General features: G+C 70.4%; 13 protein-coding genes and 1 pseudogene. 6 read left to right on the top strand and 8 right to left on the bottom strand.

The window, feature by feature from the left end; all coding sequences use genetic code 11:
- Positions 1-54: 54 nt before the first annotated feature.
- Positions 55-621, top strand: a pseudogene (locus FRANCCI3_RS28505) (esterase/lipase family protein); the annotation flags it as partial.
- A 288-nt stretch (positions 622-909) separates the two neighbouring features.
- On the opposite strand, the gene pcrA reads toward FRANCCI3_RS28505, so the two are convergent.
- From pcrA to guaA, 3 genes are all read right to left on the bottom strand, one after another.
- Positions 910-3,426 (bottom strand): DNA helicase PcrA, encoded by a 2,517-nt coding sequence (gene pcrA / locus FRANCCI3_RS03250; protein WP_011435100.1) that lies wholly within the window; start codon positions 3,424-3,426, stop codon positions 910-912.
- Positions 3,427-3,793: 367 nt separating this feature from the next.
- Positions 3,794-4,948: a threonine ammonia-lyase gene (locus tag FRANCCI3_RS03245; RefSeq protein ID WP_011435099.1), complete on the bottom strand. Its 1,155-nt coding sequence runs from the start codon at positions 4,946-4,948 to the stop codon at positions 3,794-3,796.
- Between the two features lie 232 nt (positions 4,949-5,180).
- Entirely contained in the window at positions 5,181-6,749 is a 1,569-nt protein-coding gene (guaA, locus tag FRANCCI3_RS03240; RefSeq protein ID WP_173645780.1) for a glutamine-hydrolyzing GMP synthase, read from the bottom strand.
- A 539-nt stretch (positions 6,750-7,288) separates the two neighbouring features.
- Here guaA and FRANCCI3_RS03235 point away from each other — a divergent pair.
- Genes FRANCCI3_RS03235 through FRANCCI3_RS03220 form a run of 4 tightly spaced genes read left to right on the top strand, consistent with a single transcriptional unit; the run spans position 7,289 to position 12,560 of the window.
- A complete protein-coding gene (locus tag FRANCCI3_RS03235; RefSeq protein ID WP_035958503.1) occupies positions 7,289-11,179 on the top strand; it encodes a sensor histidine kinase in 3,891 nt (1,296 codons plus the stop codon).
- Positions 11,176-11,598: a roadblock/LC7 domain-containing protein gene (locus FRANCCI3_RS03230; RefSeq protein ID WP_011435096.1), complete on the top strand. Its 423-nt coding sequence runs from the start codon at positions 11,176-11,178 to the stop codon at positions 11,596-11,598. The genes FRANCCI3_RS03235 and FRANCCI3_RS03230 overlap by 4 nt, the downstream gene beginning before the upstream one ends.
- A 25-nt stretch (positions 11,599-11,623) precedes the next feature.
- Positions 11,624-11,983: a DUF742 domain-containing protein gene (locus tag FRANCCI3_RS03225; protein ID WP_011435095.1), complete on the top strand. Its 360-nt coding sequence runs from the start codon at positions 11,624-11,626 to the stop codon at positions 11,981-11,983.
- Complete coding sequence (locus tag FRANCCI3_RS03220) at positions 11,964-12,560, top strand: GTP-binding protein (RefSeq protein ID WP_011435094.1); 597 nt, start codon at positions 11,964-11,966, stop codon at positions 12,558-12,560. Before FRANCCI3_RS03225 ends, FRANCCI3_RS03220 begins: the two co-directional genes overlap by 20 nt.
- A gap of 59 nt (positions 12,561-12,619) precedes the next feature.
- Here FRANCCI3_RS03220 and FRANCCI3_RS03215 read toward each other — a convergent pair whose 3' ends face one another.
- From FRANCCI3_RS03215 to guaB, 5 genes are all read right to left on the bottom strand, one after another.
- Positions 12,620-14,041 carry an ABC transporter substrate-binding protein gene (locus FRANCCI3_RS03215; protein ID WP_011435093.1) on the bottom strand — a complete coding sequence of 474 codons (1,422 nt, stop codon included), beginning with the start codon at positions 14,039-14,041 and terminating at the stop codon, positions 12,620-12,622.
- Between the two features lie 134 nt (positions 14,042-14,175).
- A complete protein-coding gene (locus FRANCCI3_RS26645; RefSeq protein WP_157858555.1) occupies positions 14,176-15,828 on the bottom strand; it encodes a hypothetical protein in 1,653 nt (550 codons plus the stop codon).
- A 1,655-nt stretch (positions 15,829-17,483) separates the two neighbouring features.
- Positions 17,484-18,701 (bottom strand): hypothetical protein, encoded by a 1,218-nt coding sequence (locus tag FRANCCI3_RS03200; RefSeq protein WP_011435091.1) that lies wholly within the window; start codon positions 18,699-18,701, stop codon positions 17,484-17,486.
- Between the two features lie 193 nt (positions 18,702-18,894).
- Entirely contained in the window at positions 18,895-20,025 is a 1,131-nt protein-coding gene (locus FRANCCI3_RS03195; RefSeq protein ID WP_011435090.1) for a GuaB3 family IMP dehydrogenase-related protein, read from the bottom strand.
- Between the two features lie 223 nt (positions 20,026-20,248).
- Positions 20,249-21,850 carry an IMP dehydrogenase gene (gene guaB / locus FRANCCI3_RS03190; RefSeq protein WP_023839778.1) on the bottom strand — a complete coding sequence of 534 codons (1,602 nt, stop codon included), beginning with the start codon at positions 21,848-21,850 and terminating at the stop codon, positions 20,249-20,251.
- A gap of 394 nt (positions 21,851-22,244) precedes the next feature.
- Between guaB and FRANCCI3_RS03185 the strand changes: the two genes are divergently transcribed.
- A complete protein-coding gene (locus FRANCCI3_RS03185) occupies positions 22,245-22,661 on the top strand; it encodes a DUF5319 domain-containing protein (protein WP_023839779.1) in 417 nt (138 codons plus the stop codon).
- Positions 22,662-23,087 lie beyond the last annotated feature (426 nt).

Genomic DNA, 23,087 nt, shown 5'->3' with positions numbered 1-23,087 from the left:
GGCGAGTGGATACTGCCATCGTTGTCCGCGGCCACGGCCCGCCTGAGGCGGGCCGTGGCCGCGGACAACATCGCCGCTCCAGGGCGGTCGGTCCTCACCGGCCTGCGCACGACCCCGGTGAACGCCCGCGGGCTCGCCGTGGAAGCGGCCTGGATCGCCACCCACCTCGCCCTCTACCCGGCGAGTGCGCTGCGCCGGCAGCGCCCGCGCGAGCACGAGCCCTACTCGCTGAGCGCGCTCTCCCCGCTGCACCGCAGCCTGCTGGTCAACGCTCCCGACGCGGCAGGCACCCCGATCCTGCTGATCCACGGCCTGATCGACAACCGGTCCGTGTTCACCCGGTTGGGCCGGTCGCTACGCCGCCGCGGTTTCCGCCGGGTGCGCACGGTGGAGCTGCCGCTGCTCGTGCCGACGGTGCAGGAAGCGGCGCTCCGACTCGCCGCGTCCGTGCACGCCGCGATGACGGACAGCGGCAGGCAGCGCGTGCACATCGTCGCCCATTCACTCGGCGGGCTGGTGGCCCGCTACTACGTGCAGCAACTCGGGGGCGATCAGTACGTGGACACGCTGATCACTCTCGCGACGCCTCATTCCGGCACCCGTCTCGCCGGGCTCGTCCCCCGGTCGGTGCCGTACCGGCTCGTCACCCAGCTACGGCCGGGATCGGCGCTCCTACGCGAGCTCGCCGCACCCGCCCCCGGCTGCCGGACCCGGTTCGTCGCGATCGGCGCCGGGCTGGACAGCGTGGTGCGGCCCGCCGAGGCGGCGCTCGACCATCCCGATCTCGACATCGAAAATTACACCGTGCCGGGCCTCGGGCATCATTCCCTGGCGTTCAGCGGCAAGGTTGCCCACCTGGTCGCGAGCTGCCTCGCCGGGGCGGCGGACCGGCCGGGACTCTCGGGACCGTCAGAGCTTCTCGACGGGGGCGTACCGCAGGAGCAGGCGCTTCGTGCCGGTGTTCTCGCCGAAATCGATGGTCGCCTCCGCGGAGTCACCGACCCCGCCGGTGGCGACGACAACTCCGAGACCGAAACTGTCATGCGTCACCCGGTCGCCCTGACGCAACTCCAGGACGGCCCGAGCGGCCGGCCGCGCGCGACCCGAGAACGGCGAGTTCGGTAGCGGTTTACGCGCCGCCGGGGCGCCGGCGGCGCCCCGGCCGGTCGCGCCCGACCCAAACCCGCCAGACGAGCCCCAGGACGTCCCCGCGGGCGCTGGCGGGGGATCGGCCAGCCGGCGCCAGTCAACCAGCGTGTCCGGCACCTCGCCGAGGAAGCGCGACGGCGGGTTGTAGGCCGGTTGGCCCCAGGCGCTGCGCATCACCGCGCGGGTCAGGTAGAGCCGGATCCGGGCCCGGGTGACACCCACATAGGCGAGCCGACGCTCCTCCTCGAGCTGGGTGGGATCTCCCAGGGTCCGCAGGTGCGGGAAGACGCCGTCCTCGAGACCGGTAAGGAAGACGACGGGGAACTCGAGGCCCTTGGCGCTGTGCAGCGTCATGAGAGTGACCACACCATCGGAACCGTCGTCGGTCGGAACCTGGTCCGCGTCGGCGACGAGCGAGACCTGCTCGAGGAACTCCGCAAGCGTACCCTCGGGCAGCCGCCGGGCGAACTCCTGGACCACTCCGACCAGTTCCTGCAGGTTCTCCACCCGGCCCTGGGACTCGACGGTGTCCTCGGCGAGGAGTTCCGACAGGTAGCCGGTGCGTTCAAGCACCCCCTCGACCACGGCCACCGGGTTGTCGGCCGCTACGGCGCGTAGCTCGGCGAGCAGCGCGGTGAACTCGCGCACCGCCTTCGCCGAGCGCGCGGCGATCCCCGGCACCTCGTCGACACGCTCCAGTGCCTGCGCGAACCCGATCCGCTCGACATCAGCGAAGCCCGCCAGGGCCGCCTCGGCCCGCTCGCCGATCCCGCGCCGGGGCACGTTCAGGATGCGACGCAGGTTCACCGTGTCGCTAGGATTGGCGAGGACCCGCAGGTAGGCAAGGAGATCACGGATCTCCTTGCGCTCGTAGAACCGCACCCCGCCGACCACCCGGTAGGGCAGCCCGACCCGGACGAAGATCTCCTCGAACACCCGGCTCTGGGCGTTGGTCCGGTAGAACACCGCGACGTCGGCGGGCCGCGCGAGCTTCGCGTCCGAGAGCCGGTCGACCTCCTCGGCGACAAAGGCCGCCTCGTCGTGCTCGTTGTCGGCGGCGAATCCGACGATCTTCTCACCGTCACCGGCGTCCGACCACAGTCGCTTGGCCTTGCGCTGGTTGTTACGCGCGATCATCGCGTTCGCGGCGGAGAGGATGGTCTGGGTGGAGCGGTAGTTCTGTTCCAGCAGGATCACTGCGGCGTTCGGGAAATCCTCCTCGAACTCCACGATGTTGCGGATGTTCGCCCCACGGAAGGCGTAGATCGACTGGTCCGCGTCGCCAACCACGCACAGCTCCGCCGGTGGGACGGCGCCCGAGGCCCAGGTACCCGGCCCGGCTGCCGGCTCGGCCGGCTCCACCGGCGCGGACCCGCCACCGAAGTACGCCGGTTGGCCGACGAGTTCACGCACCAGGACGTACTGCGCGTGGTTCGTGTCCTGGTACTCGTCCACGAGCACATGTCGGAATCGGCGCCGGTAGTGCTCGGCGACGTCGGGGAACGACTGGAGGAGGTTCACCGTCATCATGATCAGATCGTCGAAATCAAGGGCGTTGGCCTGAGCCAGCCGCTGCTGATAAGCGGCGTAGACCTCGGCGACGGTCCGCTCGAGGTGGTTCGTGGCCCGGTCCCGTGCGGCCTCCCAGTCGATCAGTTCGTTCTTCAGGTTGCTGATCTGCGCCGCCAGACCTCGGGCGGGATGCCGTTTGGGATCAAGATCAAGGTCACGGGTGACCAAAGTGATCAAACGCTGCGCGTCGGCGGCGTCGTAGATGGAGAAGGTCGAGCCGAACCCGAGACGCTTCGCCTCGGACCTCAGGATGCGCACGCAGGCCGAGTGGAAGGTGCTCACCCACATCGCCCGCGCCCGGGGACCGACCAGCGCCGAGACCCGTTCGCGCATCTCGTTGGCAGCCTTGTTGGTGAACGTGATCGCCAGCATCTCCCCCGGCCGGACCCCCCGGGCCGCCAGCAGGTACGCGATACGGTGGGTCAGCACCCGCGTCTTGCCGGACCCCGCGCCCGCGACGACGAGCAGGGGTGCCCCGATGTGCACCACCGCCGCCCGCTGCTGCAGGTTGAGCCCGTCGAGCAGGCCCTCGGCATCCAGGCGTGGCGAGGAGAAGCCACCGGGCTCGTCCCCGCCCACCGGCGGCGCCAGCACCGCCGGGCCGAACAGGTCGTAGGGCACGTGCGCACCGCCGTGGACATCCGTCCCGACCGACCCGGCGATGCCGGATCCGCCGCCGTGGGAATCGCCGAAAAAGCCGCTCATGGGACTCCGATCGTACGTTCGACGTCGGGCAGGTCGGACCGCGGCATGCCCGGATCGCACCCAACGGCCCGGTCCGCGGTGTGGTCCGCGAGATGCACCGACGGCCCCACCCGGCCGCGGTCCTCGCGCGTCCATGCCACCGCATGACCATCACACGTCCACGCCCAGTGGTCGTCGACCCGCGTGCTGACCAGCCTATTGTCCGTCGTTCCCGCCCCGCCCCGCGCGCGAGGGCGGGTCGTCGATGGCCGTGGTCCGCGTCAACGCCCGGCCCACCGGCGGTCAGGCGGCCCCGCGGCCAAGCGGCCACGCCACGTGGCCACGCGGCCACGTAGTCACATAGTCGCGTAGTCACGTAGTCGCGTAGTCACGCGGTACTCGACGCGCTCGGCGGGATGGCCGCGAGCGCCTTCACCCTGCTGGCCACCCCCGGGTCGATGTTGCCACCCGACAGGATTGCCACCGTCGGGCCCTGCGCGAGATCACTTCGACGCAACAAGGCCGCGACCCCCGCGGCGCCGGCCGGTTCCACCTGGTGGCCGGCCCGGTGCAGCAACACCATCGCCTCCCAGAACGCCGCCTCATCGACCGTGACGATCTCGTCCACCAGGCGTGCGGCAAGGGCGAAGGTCAGGACCCCCGGAGCGTTCACCGCCATACCGTCGGCGATCGTGGTCGACGCCGGGACCACCCGTGACGAACGTGGCGCCGTCGGCTGTTCGGACGTCCGGCTGCCCGGAATCGTCCCGACTCCCCGCAGTGTTCCGGCACCGGGCGTCGTTCCGGCACCGGGCGTCGCAGCCCCACCGGGGGGCACCGTGAGCCGCCGGCCAGCCCGCAGCGACGCGGCAAACGCCGACGACAGCACGGACTGCACTCCGACCACTCGCACATCGGGGCGCCGGGACCGCACCGCCGCGGCCAGCCCGCCGATCAGCCCTCCGCCGCCCACCCCGACCAGAACGGTGCCGAGATCGGGCACCTGATCGAGCAACTCCAAGCCGATCGTGCCCTGCCCGGCCACTACCGTCGGGTCATCGAACGGGTGGACCAGCAGCCGGTCTCCCCGGGCGGCGAAGGTGGCGGCCGCAGCGAGCGCCGCTTCCACCCCCCCGGGTATCTTCTCGACCCGGGCGCCCCACCGGCGCGTCCGCGCCACTTTGACCGGATTGGCCCCTACCGGCACGAAGATGGTCGCCTCGACGCCGAAGGCCGCGGCCGCGAAGGCCACTCCCTGGGCGTGGTTACCGGCACTGGCCGCCACCACCCCCCGGGCCCGCGTCGCCGGATCCGCGGTGGCCACCCGGTGGTAGGCGCCCCGAAGCTTGAACGAACCGGTGTGCTGCTCGTGCTCACACTTGAGCCAGACGGGCGCACCGACCGCCGCCGACAGGCCGAGATCCCGCACGACCCTGGTCCGTCGTGCCACCCCGGCAAGGACGCGGGCCGCGGCGCGGATGTCCGACGCCCAGAGTTCGGCGTCCGGGGCTACCGATCGGTCGTCTGCGGCTGCTGCGGTCATGGAGCATCTCCCGGCGGCTGAGCGGCCACCTCACCATGACCGCGGCAATAAAAAAGCCCCCCGCCAGGACAAGGCGGAAGGGCGAGGCGCGGACCCGATGATCGGTCGCGCGCCTAGGTAATGGCCATCTCGTGCGGGGTCACATCATCCAGGGTGCTCCGGTCCCGCCCAGACGTCAAACGTGCCCGTCGGCGGGGGTCGTCCGACGGGCACGCGCTCCGATCCGGGATCGTCACTCCCACTCGATCGTGCCGGGAGGCTTGGAGGTGATGTCGTACACCACCCGGTTAACCTGCGGCACCTCGTTGACCACCCGGTTCGAGATGCGTTCCAGCAGGCCGTAGGGCAGCCGGGCCCAGTCGGCGGTCATCGCGTCCTCGCTGGTGACCGCGCGCAGGACGATCGGGAAGCCGTACGTACGCTCGTCACCCTGGACGCCCACCGACCGCACGTCGGCGAGCAGCACCGCGAAGACCTGCCAGATCTCGCGGTCCAGGCCGGCCTTGCGAATCTCCTCCCGGATCACCGCGTCGGCCGCCCGCACCACGTCGAGCCGCTCGGGCGTGACCTCGCCGATGATGCGGACGGCGAGGCCCGGGCCCGGGAACGGCTGGCGCCAGACGATCTCCTCGGGCAGCCCCAGCTCCTCGCCGAGCCGACGGACCTCGTCCTTGAACAGGGTCCGAAGCGGCTCGACCAGATCGAACCGCAGGTCCTCGGGCAGTCCACCGACGTTGTGATGCGACTTGATCTTCGCGGCCGTCGGCGAGCCGGATTCGATCACGTCGGGATACAATGTCCCCTGCACGAGAAAGTCGATCGTCGCGCCCTCCGCCTCCGCCCGGACCTCCAGTTCGCGGGCGGACTCCTCGAAAACCCGGATGAACTCACGACCGATGATCTTCCTCTTCCGCTCCGGGTCGGTCACTCCGGACAGCGCGGCGGAGAACCGGTCGGCCGCCTTGACATGGACCAGATCCACGCCGGTAGTCGCGACGAAATCGCGTTCGACCTGTTCCGCCTCGCCGGCCCGCAGCAAACCATGATCGACGAAGACGCAGGTGAGCGCGTCTCCCACCGCCCGGTGCACGAGCGCGGCAGCGACCGCGGAGTCCACCCCGCCGGACAGACCGCAGATCAACCGTCCGGTCCCGACCTGGGCCCGGACGGCCGCGACAGCCTCGTCGACAATGTTGATCATCGTCCAGGTGGGCCGGCAGCCCGCACCCACGAGCAGGAAGTGCCGCAGCACGTCCATGCCTCGCTCGCTGTGGACCACCTCCGGGTGGAACTGCACGCCATAGAGACGACGCGCGGGGTCCTCGAAGGCGGCGACCGGGGCCGACGGCGTGGAAGCCGTTACCCGGAAGCCGGGCGGCGCGGCGGTCACCGAGTCGCCGTGCGACATCCAGACCTGCTGGACAACGGGCAGACCGTCGAAGAGAACCCCGGGATCCGACACCGACAGACGAGTTGCTCCGTACTCGGCGGTTCCCGTGCGCGCGACGGCGCCGTCAAGCGCCTGAGCCATGACCTGATGGCCATAGCAGATACCGAGAATAGGCACTCCGGTAGCGAACAACGCAGGATCGACCCGGGGCGCGCCAGGCGAGTAGACGGACTTCGGGCCGCCAGAAAGGATCAGTGCGGACGGACGCCGGGCGAGGATCTCGTCCACCGACATATCCCACGGGACGATCTCCGAATACACATGACATTCGCGTATGCGCCGGGCGATCAGTTGGGCATACTGAGCACCGAAATCGATCACCAGCACGGTGTCATAGCCCGCAGGCCCCACCGCGGACGGGCCGCTGGGGCCGTCCGCCGGGGACCGCGGAACATCCCGAACCGCGCCGGTATCCGTCGGCTCCGCACCACGGCCAGCACTGCTACGCTGCAACTCGCTCACCCCGCAAGCCTACGGACACGGCGACCCCACCGGTCCGTCCAGGCGCCCAACCATCTCCCACGGCCTTCACCGGAACAGACGAAGCGCACCGGGCACCGCCGCGAAGGCGGTAAGGGCTCATGTAGGAGATGTCTAGGATGCCGAGTTTGCGCCTTCAGCCCGGTTCACTCACCCCGACAAGCGCTTCGATCATCAGTGACGCCCGATGTCGGGCTTCCCCGGCGGTTACGGTAGTGGTGACTCCGCGCGCAGTAGCGACAACTGACGTGCGGCCACCAAGGCGCTTACGGTAGGCGCCTTTCGGATGCCGACTTCGTACCGCTATGGTGCCTGACAAGGGACATCCGGGCCCGATACCGAGCCATCCTGGTACGACCTGTTCCGGGAGGCTGGCGGAGAGGTTGCGAAGGTACGTGCGCAGACAACCGATGGCCAGCAGCACGGGCATCGCCGCAGACTCGGAGCCGACAGTGGCGCCGGGTTCGCCCGTGGACGCCGAAGACGGCGGGCAGCGCGATGGTCGATCCGCCGCGCCACCGAACCCAGCCGGGTCGGGACTGGCGCGCCTTCGTCGCGCCGCCGCCAACCCCACCAACTGGCGGGTACGCACCAAGCTGATCGCGATTCTGGCCGTGCCTGTCATCGCGATCCTCGCCTACTCGTCCATCGAGGCGGGTACGGTGCTGACGAGCACGCGGGACGTCAACCGGGTGTCCGATCTGACCGAGATCAGCCGCTCCGCGGCCGGGCTGGTCCACGCCCTGCAGGCCGAGCGCACCTACAGCACCGGATTCGTCGCCAGCGGTCCCGTCGGCGCCCGGGACGGGAGCACGATTCCAACCCGCCGGGCGGCGGTCGATGAAGCCTACAGGGCGTACAAGTCAGCTGCGAACGAGCGGCGAGGGTCCTTCGGCAGCGAGGTACGCCGCGCTCTCGACGACGTCAGCAGCCGGATGGACACGCTGCCCGCCAAGCGGCAGACGATCGAAAGGCTGATCGACAGGAAGGCGGTCGAGACCGCCTTTCAGCCGATCATTGACTCACTGGTCAACCTGATCCGGCTGATCCCACAGGGAAATGACGACCAGGAGCTCAACGCCGGGGTCAACACGGCCTACTTCCTGATGTCCGGGACGGAACTTCTCGCCGAGGAGCAGACACTCATCCACGGCCTGTTTACCCGCAACGGGAACCAGGTCTTCACGGCAGACGACTATCGCGAGTTCCTGTCGGCCGAGACCCAGCGGGGCCGCCAGCGCAACGATCTCGAGAACGCCGCTCTACCGAACCAGCTCGCGGTCTACGAACCGACGATCGACACCGAGACCAACGGGGACATCCGCAACACCCAGAATTACGTCGAAGAAATTCTGAACGCGCCCATCGGTCAGCCGCTGACCGCGCTGGAAGCCGAGAAATGGGACCAGGCGACCCAGCGAACCATCGACACCGGCACGGAAGCCGTTGACAAGCTCCTGGGCCTCGTCGACGCCCGCGCGGGCACCCTGCGGGGCAACATCCAGCGCCACGCGCTGCTGTCCGGTCTGCTGATCCTGCTCATCCTGGCCCTCGCCCTGCTCGCCGCACTGATCGTCGCGCGATCGCTGGTCCGCCCCCTGCTGGCGCTGCGGACTGCCGCGCTGGACGTCGCCGACCATCGGCTTCCCGAGGCCGTCCGTCGGTTGCGCGATTCCACCGAGCTGGACATCGACGACTCGATCGAACCGGTCGGTATCGACACCGACGAGGAGGTCGGCGAAGTCGCGCGGGCTTTCGACGAGGTTCACCGGGAGGCGATCCGGCTGGCCTCCGAACAGGCGTCGCTGCGGAACAACGTCAACGCGATGTTCGTGAACCTCTCCCGGCGCAGTCAGGGACTGGTCGAACGGCAGCTGCGTCTCATCGACGAGCTGGAGAACCGCGAGCAGGATCCGGACCAGTTGTCCAACCTGTTCAAGCTGGATCACCTCGCCACTCGTATGCGGCGGAACAACGAAAGCCTGCTCGTCCTCGCCGGCACGGACACCGCTCGGCGCTGGACACACCCCGTCCCACTGAACGAGGTCGTACTGGCGGCCATCTCCGAGGTGGAGCAGTACACCCGCGTCAAGCAGACCTCGGCCGCCGCGGTGTCCATCGCCGGCAACGGTGTCAGCGACGTCGTCCATCTGGTCGCCGAGCTCCTCGAGAACGCCACCTCGTACTCGCCGCCGGCCACCAGCGTCCTCGTCACCAGCCGCTCGCTCGGTCCGGGGGCCGGGGCGATGATCGAGATCGAGGACCAGGGCATCGGCATGCCGGCCAAGGAACTCGAACGGGTCAACGACCGACTGGCGAACCCGCCGGTGGTCGACGTGTCGGTGTCACGGACCATGGGCCTGTTCGCGGTCGGTCGGCTGGCCAGCCGCCACGGCATTCACGTCCAGCTGCGTGAGTCCGCCTCCGGAGGTATCACCGCTGTCGTCCGGCTGCCTGCCAAGCTGGTGACCGGAGACGGCGGGGCCGGCACGGGACCGGCCCGGCCCGCCGCGCCGGCGTTGGGAACCCGCGTCGGCGACTCGCCGGCCATCCCCGGTTCCCCGACCGGACCGCGTGCCCCGCAGCGGCCGGAACGCACCGGCTCGGGAACTCCCGAACCGGTGGACGGCAGGGTCGCGTCGACGAACGGCACCGGGGCCAACGGGCACCGGACCGCGAGTGAATCCGACGGACCAGAAAGCCTCTTCGACGACTCCAGCGGGCCCCGGCGGTTCCCCAGCACCGGGCCGTTCCCTCTCACCGGGCCGCTGGCCGCCGCTCAGCTCGGATCCGACCGGACGGGTTCGCCGCCCACCGCGGATGATCGCGACTTCGGGCCGGACGACTTCGCTCCCGGCCTCGACGGCGGCACCGAGCGCGACAGCGAGACGGATGGCATCAGCGCCGCTCCGCCGACCCTGCCGCACGATCTACTCGGGCGGGGAGGAAACGACGAGGACCACCCGGTCCCGGGAGCCCGGGAGCGGCCCGGCTCCAGTGGGCAGGACGATCCCCGTGACCCACGGCAGCTCGACGACCGGGGGCTCGACCTCGATGCCCTTCGCGGCCGCGGCCGCACCGCTCCCGGTGGCCGGCTCGAACCGCCCCCCGACGTCGTACCGGACACCCAGACCATCGACCGGCGCGGATTCGGACGACGGGACGATCCGGTCACGGACGAGACGAGACCGGTGTCGTTCGGGGACAACCGCTGGGGGACCAAACCACGTTCCGGCGGCGCCACCGGGCCCGGTCGGACCGGGCAGCCCGACACCACCCCGACACCGCCCACCCCGACACCGCCCGGCCCGACACCGCCCGGCCCGACACCGCCCGGCCCGACACCGCCCGGCCAGAGCCGGCCCGATGCCGGTGAGCGGCCCCGGTCGGCCGAGGAGCCGCCCCCCGGGGCCGGCAGCGTGTTCGCCCGCTCCGAGAACCGGCCCGTTCCGCAGGAACGATCGGAGTCCACGGAGTCCACGGAGTCCACGGAGTCCACCGGTCCCCGCGACCGGCTGGCGTCGGCGCTCGCGTCCCGGCGGTTGCGCGACACCGGGACGACAGAGGCGGTCTCCGGCGAGGACACCGGCGAACAGACCACGGCAGACCGGGACACCGACGACATCGAGACGTCGCCGATCTTCGACTCCGTGTCGGCGTGGTTCCAGCGACGTTCTCCGTCCGATCGGGCGCCCGCCCAGCATTCGACGGCGGCCGCGGCGGCCCGCCCCACCGGGCCGGGTGCCGGTGGGGCGGCGCCACCGCCCCGTTCCCCGGTCCGTCCGGGGCTCGGTGGGGCCTTCGGGCAACGCGGCCCCGCCCGCTCCGGAGTCGATCCGCTCACGGCTACCCGGACACCGGCACGGGAGGAGCCCGCGACGGACGCGCCGTCAGCGGCTCCGCCCGTCCCGGCCTTCGCGGCCCAGCATCAGACGGCCCCACACCATCAACCAGCAGGGCAATACCAGCCAGCACAGCACCAGGCAACGCCCCAGCAGCCCCCGTCCCGGGAGAACTGGACATCTCCCGGGGACGCCGGCTGGCAGGCGGCCGAGTTGTTGCGTCAGCCGAGCACAGGCGGCGTGACGCGGTCGGGCCTACCGGTGCGAGTTCCCATGACCCATCTCGTGCCCGGCAGCGCCGAACCCGCGCCCCGCCGGCGTCCCACCGACACCTCGGCCAGATCTCCTGAGGCTGTAGGAGGCCGGCTTGCCAGCTTCTACCAGGGCGTACGGCAGGGACGTGATGTCGGAGTCGACACCGCGAGGAATCCTCGACGTGACGCGCAGGAGGAACGGTGACACCCGTGAGTTCTGAAGCCCAGAACCTCAATTGGTTGATCAACAATTTTGTCGATCGCGTCCCGGGTGTCGCCCACACCGTTGTGGTGTCCGCAGACGGCCTGCTACTCGCCGTCTCCGACGGTTTCCCCCGGGATCGCGCCGACCAGCTCGCCGCGGTGGCCTCGGGACTGGTGAGCCTGACCCAGGGCGCCGCCCGCGTCTTCGAGGCGGGCGGCGTCACCCAGACGGTCGTGGAGATGGAGCACGGCTTTCTCTTCATCATGGCAATCAGTGACGGCGCGAGCATGGCAGTGCTCGCGGCACCGTCCTGCGACATCGGTCTGGTCGGCTATGAGATGGCACTGCTGGTCAGCCGGGCGAAGGACGTCCTGACCCCGGCGTTGCGCGCCGAACTGCAGGGAACCCTTCCGCGGTGACCGGACGGCAACACAGGGAGTCAGGGTGAGTATCGATCCCGAGGGCACGCCCGGGCCGGTCGTCCGTCCGTATGCGATGACCGGTGGGCGCACTCGGTCGCGCTATGAACTCGCCATCGAGGCACTCGTCTTCACGACGCCTCTCGGCGAGGAACGAGCGATCGGCCTCAACCTGGAGCAACAGACCATCGCCGCCATGTGCCGGCAGGTGCGATCCATCGCGGAGATCGCAGCCGGCCTCCGGGTGCCCCTCGGGGTGGCCCGCGTGCTGGTAGGCGATATGGCGGACGAAGGCTTCGTCCGCGTCCACCAGCAGCCTGACCGCGACGAGGCACCGGATCTCGCGTTGCTCGAAAGGGTTCTCAGTGGCCTTCGAAAGCTCTGACAACAGGCGGGTCAACTCCGCCGTCGCCACGACCTCGGTGAAGATCGTGGTAGCGGGCGGATTCGGCGCCGGGAAAACCACATTCGTGGGTTCGGTGTCCGAGATCGTCCCGCTGCGCACCGAGGCCGTCATGACCGAGGCGGGAGCCCACATCGACGACCTCACCCACCTGATGGACAAGACCACCACCACGGTCGCCATGGACTTCGGCCGAGTCTCGCTGGACGAAGATCTGATCCTGTATCTGTTCGGCACCCCCGGGCAGTACCGCTTCTGGTTCATGTGGGACGATATCGTGCGGGGAGCCATCGGTGCGATCGTGCTCGCCGACACCCGCCGACTGGCCGATTGCTTCGCCGCGGTCGACTACTTCGAGCAGCGGCAGTTGCCCTTCGTGATTGGCGTCAACTGCTTCGACGGGATCCTGCGGCACTCGATCGAGGACGTCCGGGAAGCACTGCAGGTCAGCCCGGCCGTTCCCGTCATCACCTGCGACGCCCGCAACCGCGACTCCACCAAGAGCGCGCTGATCGCGGTGGTCGAGCACACGATGTCGCGGGCGACCGCAGGGACCTGAGGTGATCCGCCCCGGGGCGGCCGGTGCCAGTCGCCCCGGGCAAGCGAGCCGACCCGAGCTCAGACGGGCGGGGGAAGCTTGCGGAGTTCGGCATCCAGCGGGACCTTGGTATTACCCGTATTGTTGACAATCTTGAGGTCGAAATCGTTCGCCTGCTGGTTCTGGTTCCACTGACCACCGACGAGGGCGATACGAGCCACGTTCTTCGGGACGTTGGGCTGAGCTCCGAACGCCACGGGTCCGACGATGGTCTGGGCGTCGACGTCGCGGATGGCCGTGGCGACGGCTTCTCGGTTGTCGAGGGAGTCGACGTTGCTCAGCGCCTTGACGGCGACCTCGAACAGGGCGTACGAGAATCCAAGGATCTGGGTCCACCCTTGGCCGCGGGCGCTGGTGAAGTCGTTGGCCAGCTCCAGGGACGTCTTGTTCGTCAGCGAGCTGCGGAAGGGATGCGCCGGTGACCACGCCACCTCGGTGGTAAGACCGTCACCACCGGTACCGAGGCCACGCACATCCTCCTGGAAGTAGATCGCCTTGGAGATCGTCAGGGCGTTCGGCGAGTAACCGAAGGTCCTGGTCTCCTTCCGGAAGGTGGCGAAGTCCGCGGCCCGGGACACGCCGACGACGGCCTGCACCCCGTTCTTCTCGAATTCATCGATATAGGTCTTGAATGAGGGCGCCCCGCTTGCGTAGCCGGCTGACATCGGCGACGTCAGCCGGAGATTGTTGTAATTGCGGATGGTGGGAATTCCGAAGTCCGGGTTGGCGAACGCGCGGCCGTCGTCGTCGTCCGGATACATGAGCCCCACCTTGGTGATCCCGAGCTGGCTCCACATCGCGACGTAGGTCGCCACCAGGTCCTCCATGCCCCAGAAAAAGTGGTAGGTCCAGCGGAAGGGCATGTCGACGTTGCCGCCCCGGCCATTCCACCAGGCCTGCCACGGGGCGATTGTGGAGATACAGGGAACCTGGTTGATCTCGCACTGGTCCGCGACGGGAACGGCAGTGTCGGAGGTGCCACCGACCAGCACGATGTCGACCTTGTCCTTGAAGATCAGGTCGGTTGTCGCAATCCCGGCGCCATGGCGGTCCGACTCGGAGTCCCGGACGAAGATCTCGACGGGATAGGTGCGGTTCCCCACCTTCACGCCATCGGCCAAGATCGTGCGCATCGTCTGCACCACATACGAGTCGACCACGCTGTGGCTGCGGAACGCCCCCGTCCGGGACGTCACATAGCCGAGACGTACCTTGCGCGCCGCGCTGGCCGAGGAGGATGAGCCCCCACACGCGGCCAACAGCCCGGCGGCCGGTGCCGCGACCGCCGCGGTCCCGGCCCAGCGAAGCAGACCACGCCGGTTAACGGTCCGTCGGCCGCTCTCCCGGGGAACGGGGACGCCCCCGTCCGCACCGCCAGCCACATCCGTCCTGCCAGCGGCGGCACACCGTCCGCCACCCTCACCACGGTCAGACCTGAGCATGGCACCTGATCCTGCCCCATGCCATCCTGAATCCGACAACGGGGGTCGGAACTCGGCAGATCCCGGGCTACCAGAGGCGCCTTAGATCCGACATATCGGTGTTTCACTTACCGTCAGCGTGGGGATGGATCTCCTCAGTTCACCCCGCAGTATCGGTGCGGTGCGCTGCCACTCGCGGTGAGTTCCAGCGTGCCCTGCGCCTTGTCGCGGATTCCGGCCCCGGGCTTGGCGATGTGCACCCCCGAAAGATCCTTCAGTGGCCCGCTGGTGAACTTCACGTTGCCGATCACATTCCCGCCGTCGTTACCGGCCACCGGCGTGATCGTGTACTGACCGGCGGTGCCGTCCCAGCTGTAGGCACCGGCGGTCCGTTCGACCACGAGCACACCGACGACATTGTCGGACAGCTTCAGGGGATTCGTCCCGGTAACCAGCCGGCATTCCCAACTGCCATCAATCATCGCCTTGCCATTGATCGCGTCCGGGCTGGTCGTGGTGGGCGTCGGCGAGCCACTGGGGGGAGCCGGCGAAACCGACGGCGCGCTCTTGCCGCCGCCATCGCCGCGCAGGAGTGCATAGCCGCCGACCGCGAGCAACGCGAGGACCAACGCAACGGCCAAAGGACCGATCCAATCCTGACGAAGCCAGGCGAGGCGATCCTCGCCGGAGAAGTCCTCGCCCTCCGGCTCATCCCGGGCATCCCCCTGTTCCCGCAGCCCCACCGCGCGGGCATCACGTCCGTAGGCCCGCCGCCCGGGCCCGGAATGGCCGCCGACCCCGGCGCCCTCCTCATGCCGGCCAGCATGTCCACGGCTCCTGGCGCCGGTTCCGCCCGCGCGACCGGCCCGGTCCGCGGTGCCACGCCGGCGCTCGCCGGCGCTCGCCGCACCCCCCTCACCCGATCGCGTCGATCCTGATGACCGGATGGGCTGGGGAGCCGAGACCGGTTGGAGACTGTTGGTGTCGGTCACCGGATTCGGGGTGCGGCGGCGGTCGGCAGGCACACTGCGACCACTCGGTTTGCGCACCGACCGGGAGGGCTGCCAGCCGCTGTCGTCATCCGGCGCGGCGCCGGCACCTCTGGCCTTTCCCGATCCCCGCCGGGGCACCAGGGACGTCCTCTCCGAGGGAGACTCGGGTCGGCGCCCCACCGGCGACAACGGAGTTCCGACCAGGCCACGCGCACCGGTCCCGGCCGGCAACGCGGAGGCGTCTGGCCGGTACAGCGGACGAGCGGTCGTCATCGTCTCCTCGACCCGAGGTACAGCCAGGTCGCCGGGCCGGCCGCTGGCCCGCGACGCATCGGCGTCGACCTCGGCAGCCGCCCGCCGCTCCGGGGCCGCGAGCGCCCGGCCGCGGGCCGGAGCGGACGGCCCGTTCTGGCCGGACAGCCGGTCGGTCGGACCGGCCAACGAGTCCCTCGGTCCAGACACCCGATTCGCCGGCACCCGCCAGTCGCTCCCCGTCGCAGCCTCCACCGGCGATCGTCGCCGGGCCACCGGGAGCGGTCCGGAGAGCGGGTCCTGGCGGCCGGGGACCAGTCCGGCGATCCCGTTGGGCCCGTTGGGCGGGAGAGAACGGACGGCATCTCCGGTGCCGGGCAGGGGAGTCCGCCAGCCTGCAAGATCCGCTCCGCCGTCGCGGGGGTCCCGCGGACGATCCTGGCGGGAGCGCAGACGGTCCTGGCGGAAGTGTGGGGGCAGGCCCCCGGTGGCCGGGCCCTGCCGGCCGACGGTGAGGTCGGCGGAGGCGGGGAACGCGCCGTTCCCGCCGGCGGCCTTACCCACGGGAAGGCCGTTGAGGCCCCCGGCGCCGTTGACCCCGGAACCGCCGTTGACCCCGGAACCGCCATTGACCCCGGAACCGCCATTGACCCCGGAACCGCCATTGACCCCGGAACCGCCGTTCGGGCCCCTTTTTCCCGGACCCGGGTCCCTGCCGGGACGACTCGACGCCGATCCCGGCAGATAGGCTTCCGCGCCCCCGAATCCGCGGGGCGGAGTTGATGAGGTCGCGCCCGGACCAGCGGATCCGCCGCCACCGGGACGGACCTCGCCGGCCTCCCGGTTCGGGGCGCCCGGGCCCACTGCGGGCGTGCCCACACCGGGCAGTTGAACACGGGGCAGTTGAACACGGGGCGAGCTGTGCCCGTTCCAGGGATCCGTCGAGGAGTATGCGGTTTGGGGCCCGGCATCAGACGGCGGCGCGGCGGCGGTCACGCCAAAGCTCTCGGGCACCACCGGGAAGGCCGGGCCGGTGACCCGGCTCGGGGTGCCCGACTGGCCCGGAACTCCCCTGAGGTCCGCCGGCGACGTGGGAACGGCCCGGGACGGCAGCGCGGGAACCGGTCGGGCGGAGATCGGAAACCCACCGGTGAACGGGTCCGCGGAAGCCCCACCCCCCGGTCTCGCCCCGGAGGTGGTTCCCGCCGCCCCGCCGGCCCGTGGGGAACGGCCCATGTGCACCGGTCCCGACGGCGGACCGGTTGGGACCGGGTAGGTCTCCTGACCGGGTCCGCCCACCTGCGGGTCGGACGGCGTCGTAGCCGTCCTGGACGCCGCGGACGGTGGCGGGGAGGCCGAGGGGAGGTAGGACGTCGGCCGGGACGCAGCCGGCGGCGGACCGGCGGAAACCCGAGGACCCCTGGGAACAGGAGGAGCAGGAGAAGCCACCGGAGCGGCGGATGACACCGCCGGGGTGGACGGGCCCGCGGGAGCGGGGGGGGTCACCGAGATGCCCGGCGGGCGTCCACCGGCGGGTCCCGGCGCCGGACCGTCCCAGGTGGTGGTCACGTCGAAGGGATCGGCGGGACGCGCACCGCCGCCTGCCGGCGGCATGGCTGGTCGCGGTCCCGGCGCCGGCTCACGCCGGGACCGGGGGTTCGGATCCCAGGATGTGGGCGCGGGCTCACGGGAGACAGGACGGGCTGCCTGCTCGCCCACCCGCTCCACCGCGAAGAAATCGTCGTCACGACGGGGGGCAGCCGGGCGCCCCGTGGCACCGTTGCGGTCGGTGTCATAGGTCGTCACAGAACTATCACCCGCCTCCGGGTGCGGGCGCCGGGCGTCGGCGACGTTATCCCAGCTTCAGGCATCATGGCCGCTGAACCGCTGTATTTGATCATAGGGCGGCATCTCCTGCCCCCCCTGGTCAGCACGATGCGGGCAGTCATCGTGTGGACATGCGTCGGGTAAATGTGTGATCTGGTCACGCCGCCGGGTCCCCCGCCCAGCCGGACGAATGCACGTGGAGCAGCCTCGCTCCGGCAGGGGCGGTCTCGGGATGTGTCCCGGAGAATCGCACCGCCATGACCGCCCACCGATGCGCGAAGGACGTCCTATCACATCACCGACGAAAAAGCAATAGCACTCTCGTCCGTCGTCCCGTAGCTCATCCAGGCATCTGACAATAGTTCTATCAGCCCACTGTACACTGGTAATCGTCATCGCTTGTCACGGCAGGCGGCATAGATCTCCCGCACGATGCGCTGCGACGACTCGGACTGGACGTTGTCACTGAACCGCTGGTACTCCTCCTGGGTGTAGCCGGCTTCCAACTTCTCCAGCGTGCAGGTGCAATAGCCTTCGTTACCGTTGCTGACGTCGAGGCACGAGCTGAGATATGCCTGACGGACCTCCGGGGAGTAACGGCCCTTCTCCGCCGCGGCCGGGCCGGCCGCGGTCCCGGAGTCCGATCCACCGCCGCCGAGGGCGAGGAATCCGATGACGCCGAGCCCGAGGCAGACGAGAACGACGGCGGCGCCGATCAGCAACGGCGGACGGTCGCGCACGTGCTGGACGAACGCGGTGACCCGTGCCGGCAGCCCGCCGGCCTCGTCGCGCCGGGCCGTCGCCCCGCGCCGAGCCGTCGATTCACGCCGAGCCGTCGCCCCGCGCCGGGAGATGGGCCCGGACGGTGCCCATCCACTGTCGTGCTCGTCGAACGACCCGGCGTACGGCCCCGGCTCGTCGTCCGGATCGTCGTCCCACCGCGATGTGCCGTCCGCCGCACCGCCGGCGGACGGGGCGTACGTCGCCGCTAAGCCCCCGACACGCCGGATCTCGCCGGTCGAGTCGCCGTCGCCCCAGGTCGTCTGCGCCGCGGCCGGCCCGGCGGACGCAGCCACCGGATCGACGGGATCCGCCGCACCCGCGCGGCGGGCCGGACCGGTCAGATCGCCCCGCTCCGACGGCCCGTGCGGTGCAATGACGTCCGCGGCCGGTTCCCCCCACCGGCCGCGCTGGCCGGTGGGGCCGTAGGGTGCCAGCCCCCGCGCGTCCGGCTCTGACGGCGTGGCCACCACCCCGCCCATGGTGCGGGGTGGATCGGTGAGCGCCCCGCCCCAACTCGGCGGTGCCGGAGCCGCTTCCACGGCACCGGGTCCGGCACCGGGTCCGGCACCGGGCGACGAGCCGGCAGCACCGGGCCGCCCACCAAACGAACCGCCCTGCGCTCCTACCTCGGACCCGACCCGACCGGACCCGGGCTCCCCGGCCGGACCGGCACCGAAGGCGGGCCCACCGGGATGGTTGCCGAATCGCGCCGAGGCCGACGAACCAGCCGGCGGCGCTGCCGATGACGGCTGCCAGGTCTGGGCAGCCTCGTCCCAGACGTAGGCACCGTCGTCGCTGACCCAACGGCCGTGCTCGTCGAGGCGCATCTGTCGTCCTTCATGCCGGAGACGGACCGCTTCCAGGGTGCCATGTCGGGTAAGAGGCCGGATCGACCGGGTACCGCCGGTGGTGACACACCATGGGCACATCCGTCGAGCTCGCGCATCAGCGAGCGACACCTCACGCGACGGCTACCGCCTCGCGGGACGCCCGACGACCACGCATGACGTGCGTCGTCGGTCACGGACCGGCGGTCACCATGATCTCCGCCTTCTGGAACTCCTTCAAAGTTGCGTATCCCGTCGTCGCCATTGCCGTGCGCAGACCGCCGGCCAGGTTGAGGACACCGGTTCTGGTCGCCGTGCCCGGACCGGTCACGATCTGCGCGAGCGTCCCGGTCGGGGTCACCGGCGACCAGCGTCCCCGCGGCAGGTCGGAGTGCAGCACGTCCATCGGCCAGGCCCCGCCCTGGCCCGGGGCCTCCCGTGCGGCCGCGAGCGCCGCGTCCACCATGACCGCGTCCGCGCCGCAGGCCACCGCCTTCGCGACGTCGCCGCCAGTCCGAAGATCACCATGCACGACGACGTGGACGTAGCGGCCGCCCGACTCGTCGAGATAACGCATGCGCGCACCGGCCGCATCCGCGATCGCGGTGGCAAGCGGCACGCCGACCCCGAGCTCGTCCCGGGTGCGGTCACCGAAGCCGGACCCGACGCCCACGATGACACCGGCCGCCCCGGTGCGCATGAGGTGCAGTGCGGTGGAGAACGACGCGCACCCGCCAACCAGCACCGGGATGTCCAGCTGGCCGATGAACCGTTTGAGGTTGAGCGGCTCGCTGCGGCGGGACTGATGCTCCGCCGAGACCGCCGTACCGTGGATGACGAGCAGATCGATCCCGGCGGCCAGCACGTGCGGGCACAGGGCCTTGACCTTCTGCGGACGCAGCGCCGCGGCCACGACCACCCCCGCGTCCCGAAGCTCGGTGAGACGCTGCGCGATCAGCCCCGGCTGGACCGGCGCGGAGTACAACGCGCGCAGCCGCTCGGTCGCCGCGTCCGGGCCCTGGGCGGCCCCGATCTTGCTGAGCTCGGCGATGTGGTTCTCCGGCTCCTCGTACCGGGTCCACAGCCCCTCGATGTGCAGAACACCGAGACCACCGAGCCGGCCGAGCGCGATCACCGACGCGGGTGAGGTCACCGCGTCGGCCGGAGCGGCCACGAGCGGCAGGTCGAACCGGTAGGCGTCGATCTCCCAGGCGAGCGAGACGTCCGCCGGGTCACGGGTCCGACGGGACGGAATGATGCCGACGGCGTCGAGACCATACGCGATCCGCGCGCTCTTGCCGATGCCGATCTCGACCTCTGCCACTGCTGGCGCCTCCTGATTGGGCCGGCGGGCTCGTGCCGACCGGAAAACTGACGTATCTGCTCCACGACTGACCGAACATCCCGGTGACCATCCGATCGGGTGGCCACCGGCTCGTCCCACCCTGCCGAGGTGACCGCGCCCGAGACACGACGGCCGTCACCGGCCTGGGGACGGCCCGGCGACGGCCCGGCGACGGCCTGGTCGGTCGCGCGACGCGATGGCGTCAGCGCGCGGAGTTGTAGTTTGGCGCCTCGACGGTCATCTGGATGTCGTGGGGGTGGCTCTCGATCAGCCCCGCCGAGGTAATACGGATCAGCTGCGCCTCGTCCTGCATCCGCCGGATGGTGGGCGAGCCGGTGTAGCCCATCGCCGCCCGCAGACCGCCGACCAGCTGATGGGCCACGGCCGCCAGCGGACCCCGGTAGGGCACCTGGCCCTCGACGCCCTCGGGAACCAGCTTGTCATCGGAGAGCACATCGTCCTGGAAGTACCGATCCTTCGAGTACGACCGCGCGCCGCCGCGGCTACGCATGGCGCCGAGTGAGCCCATACCCCGGTAAGCCTTGTACTGCTTGCCGTTGATGAAGATCAACTCTCCCGGGCTCTCGTCGACACCGGCCAGCAGGCTGCCCAGCATGACCGTGTCGGCGCCGACGGCGATGGCCTTCGCGATGTCACCCGAGTACTGCAGGCCGCCGTCGCCGATCACCGGCACACCGTGCTCCCGGGCGATGCGCGATGCCTCGTAGATGGCCGTGACCTGGGGGACGCCGACGCCGCTCACCACCCGGGTGGTACAGATCGAGCCGGGCCCGACCCCGACCTTGATGGCGTCCGCCCCGGCCGCGATCAGCGCCGCCGCGCCGGCTCCGGTCGCCACGTTGCCACCGATCACGTCGAGCGGCCGACCGTCCACCCCGGTCGGCATGTCGGTCTTGATCCGGCGCACCACGTCGGGCACGGCTCGATGATGCCCGTGCGCGGTGTCCACGACGAGGAAGTCGACCCCGGCGGCGACGAGGACCTGGGCGCGCTTGTAGGCATCCTCCCCCACGCCGACGGCGGCGCCGACCATCAGCCGGCCGTCGGTGTCCTTGGTGGCATGCGGGTACTGCTCCCGCTTGGTGAAGTCCTTGACGGTGATCAGACCGCGCAACCGGTCACGCTCGTCCACGATCGGCAGCTTCTCGACCTTGTGGCGGCGGAGCAGGGCGAGCGCGTCCTCCGGCGAGACGCCCACCGGTGCGGTGATCAGCGGCATCGGAGTCATGACGTCCTGCACTCGACGCGAGTAGTCCCGCTCGAAGCGGATGTCCCGGTTCGTCACGATGCCGACCAGCCTGCCGTCGGATTCCGTCACCGGGACACCCGAGATCCGGTACCGCGCCATGAGGACGTTCGCGTCCTCCAGGGTGGCGCCGGGTCCGCAGGTCACCGGCGCGGTGATCATCCCGGACTCGGAACGCTTCACCATGTCGACCTGCTGCGCCTGTTCGTCGATCGAGAGGTTGCGGTGCAGCACCCCGACCCCGCCCTGGCGCGCCATCGCGATGGCCATGCGGGCCTCGGTCACCGTGTCCATGGCCGACGACACCAACGGCACGGCGAGATCGATGCTCCGCGACAGGCGGGTCGTCGTGTCCGCCTCCGCCGGTACCAGATCGGAGGCGGCCGGAAGCAGCAGCACGTCGTCGAAGGTCAGCCCGAGCATCGCCAGCTTCGGCGGTACCGCGGCGGCCTCGGCCCCCAGCAGGTCGGGACGCGCGCCGACGTGGGTGCCCACCCCGGCCGGCAACGTGAAATCGGTGGCGAGGGGACCGTTCATGGCACCTTCCATTCCGCGTTGACCGAGGCCGCGGACCCAGACCGACGCCGCGGCACGAGCCCGCCCGCCGTCCTGGAGTGACGGGCCGCGCGCAACGGCGAAAAAGTCTACCTACTACCAGAACCGGGTTACCAGAACTGGGCTACCAGAATCGGGCACCGAGCGGCGGCACGGACTCCATCGTAGAGGTCACCGGCACCTATCGGCGGTTCCGGCGTGACCGACATCGCCATGGATGACATCTTCCTATACCACAGCGCCGTCCAACGTGCCTGATCCGGACCCACGCGCCCGGCAGAACAGCGGACCGACCACGACGGACCATGTCCGGAGGGCCGCACATCGGTGCCGAGACTCCGGATCGGGACCACTAAGCAGTCCGGGCAAGCGTAGCGTGGTCGTCGTGAGCGACGAGCCTGTCGACCCCTTCGCGGGCGACCCCGAGGATCCGGCTGCCGAGCTCGCGCGCCTCGACTCCGTTGACGACCTCGACCTGCTCGAACCGCTGTCCTTGCACGAGCGGGAGGAAGTCCTCGCCGAGCTGGGGGACCTCGACGTCTTCCGCACGCTGCTCGAGCCGCGCGGCTACCGCGGCCTTGTCGTCGACTGCGAGGGCTGCGCCGAGCCCCACTTCTTCGACTGGGACCTGCTGGTCGGCAACCTGCGCAACCTTCTCAACGAGGGGCGGACGAGAGTCCACGAGCCGGCGTTCGCGCCGAACCCGTCGTGCTACGTCAGCTGGGAGTACGCTCGCGGCTTCGCCGACGGGATCTACGAGGCGTCCGCCGCCTCGGAGGCGGACTCGCGCTGAGGCGGCCCCGCGTCGCCGCCTGGCCGGACACCCGGCCGGGTAGATCCCGCGTGCCGGGGATGACCCCGGCCGGGGTGGATGCCGCGCGCCGGCAGAGCGCGGCCGGCGGTGGCCACGCTAATTCCCGCTCAGGCCGTGTGACCGGCCGACCACCGGGGTAGGCGTTCGACCGTCAACAGAAGTTCCGCCGGACCTGCGGATCCGGCGCGGTCGGTCGGCCATGACGGAACACGGCGCCGGCCGGGAGTCCCGCGGCCGACTCGGACCCTGATCCGCCTGAGATCCCTGGACATCCAGGGACTTCCCGACCGTGTAACGGCCGGGCGGAACGACCCGTGACGCAGGCTCACCCGGGTGAAATTTCAAGATCATCCAAAGGGTGGCCCAGTACTACGGTGAAGCGGCGGCGCTTGCCGCTCAGGTCGA

Source organism: Frankia casuarinae, from assembly GCF_000013345.1.
GTDB lineage: Bacteria > Actinomycetota > Actinomycetes > Frankiales > Frankiaceae > Frankia > Frankia casuarinae.
The sequence above is the reverse complement of the archived record's forward strand: the minus strand, read 5'-3'. Positions and strand labels throughout refer to the sequence as shown.

What these genes read in the sequence shown, in the direction of transcription:
- pcrA (WP_011435100.1), bottom strand. Translation starts at nt 3,426, where the DNA reads ATGAGCGGCTTTTTCGGCGATTCCCACGGCGGCGGATCCGGCATCGCC.
- FRANCCI3_RS03245 (WP_011435099.1), bottom strand. Translation starts at nt 4,948, where the DNA reads ATGACCGCAGCAGCCGCAGACGACCGATCGGTAGCCCCGGACGCCGAA.
- FRANCCI3_RS03235 (WP_035958503.1), top strand. Translation starts at nt 7,289, where the DNA reads ATGGCCAGCAGCACGGGCATCGCCGCAGACTCGGAGCCGACAGTGGCG.
- FRANCCI3_RS03215 (WP_011435093.1), bottom strand. Translation starts at nt 14,041, where the DNA reads ATGCTCAGGTCTGACCGTGGTGAGGGTGGCGGACGGTGTGCCGCCGCT.
- FRANCCI3_RS03200 (WP_011435091.1), bottom strand. Translation starts at nt 18,701, where the DNA reads ATGCGCCTCGACGAGCACGGCCGTTGGGTCAGCGACGACGGTGCCTAC.
- guaB (WP_023839778.1), bottom strand. Translation starts at nt 21,850, where the DNA reads ATGAACGGTCCCCTCGCCACCGATTTCACGTTGCCGGCCGGGGTGGGC.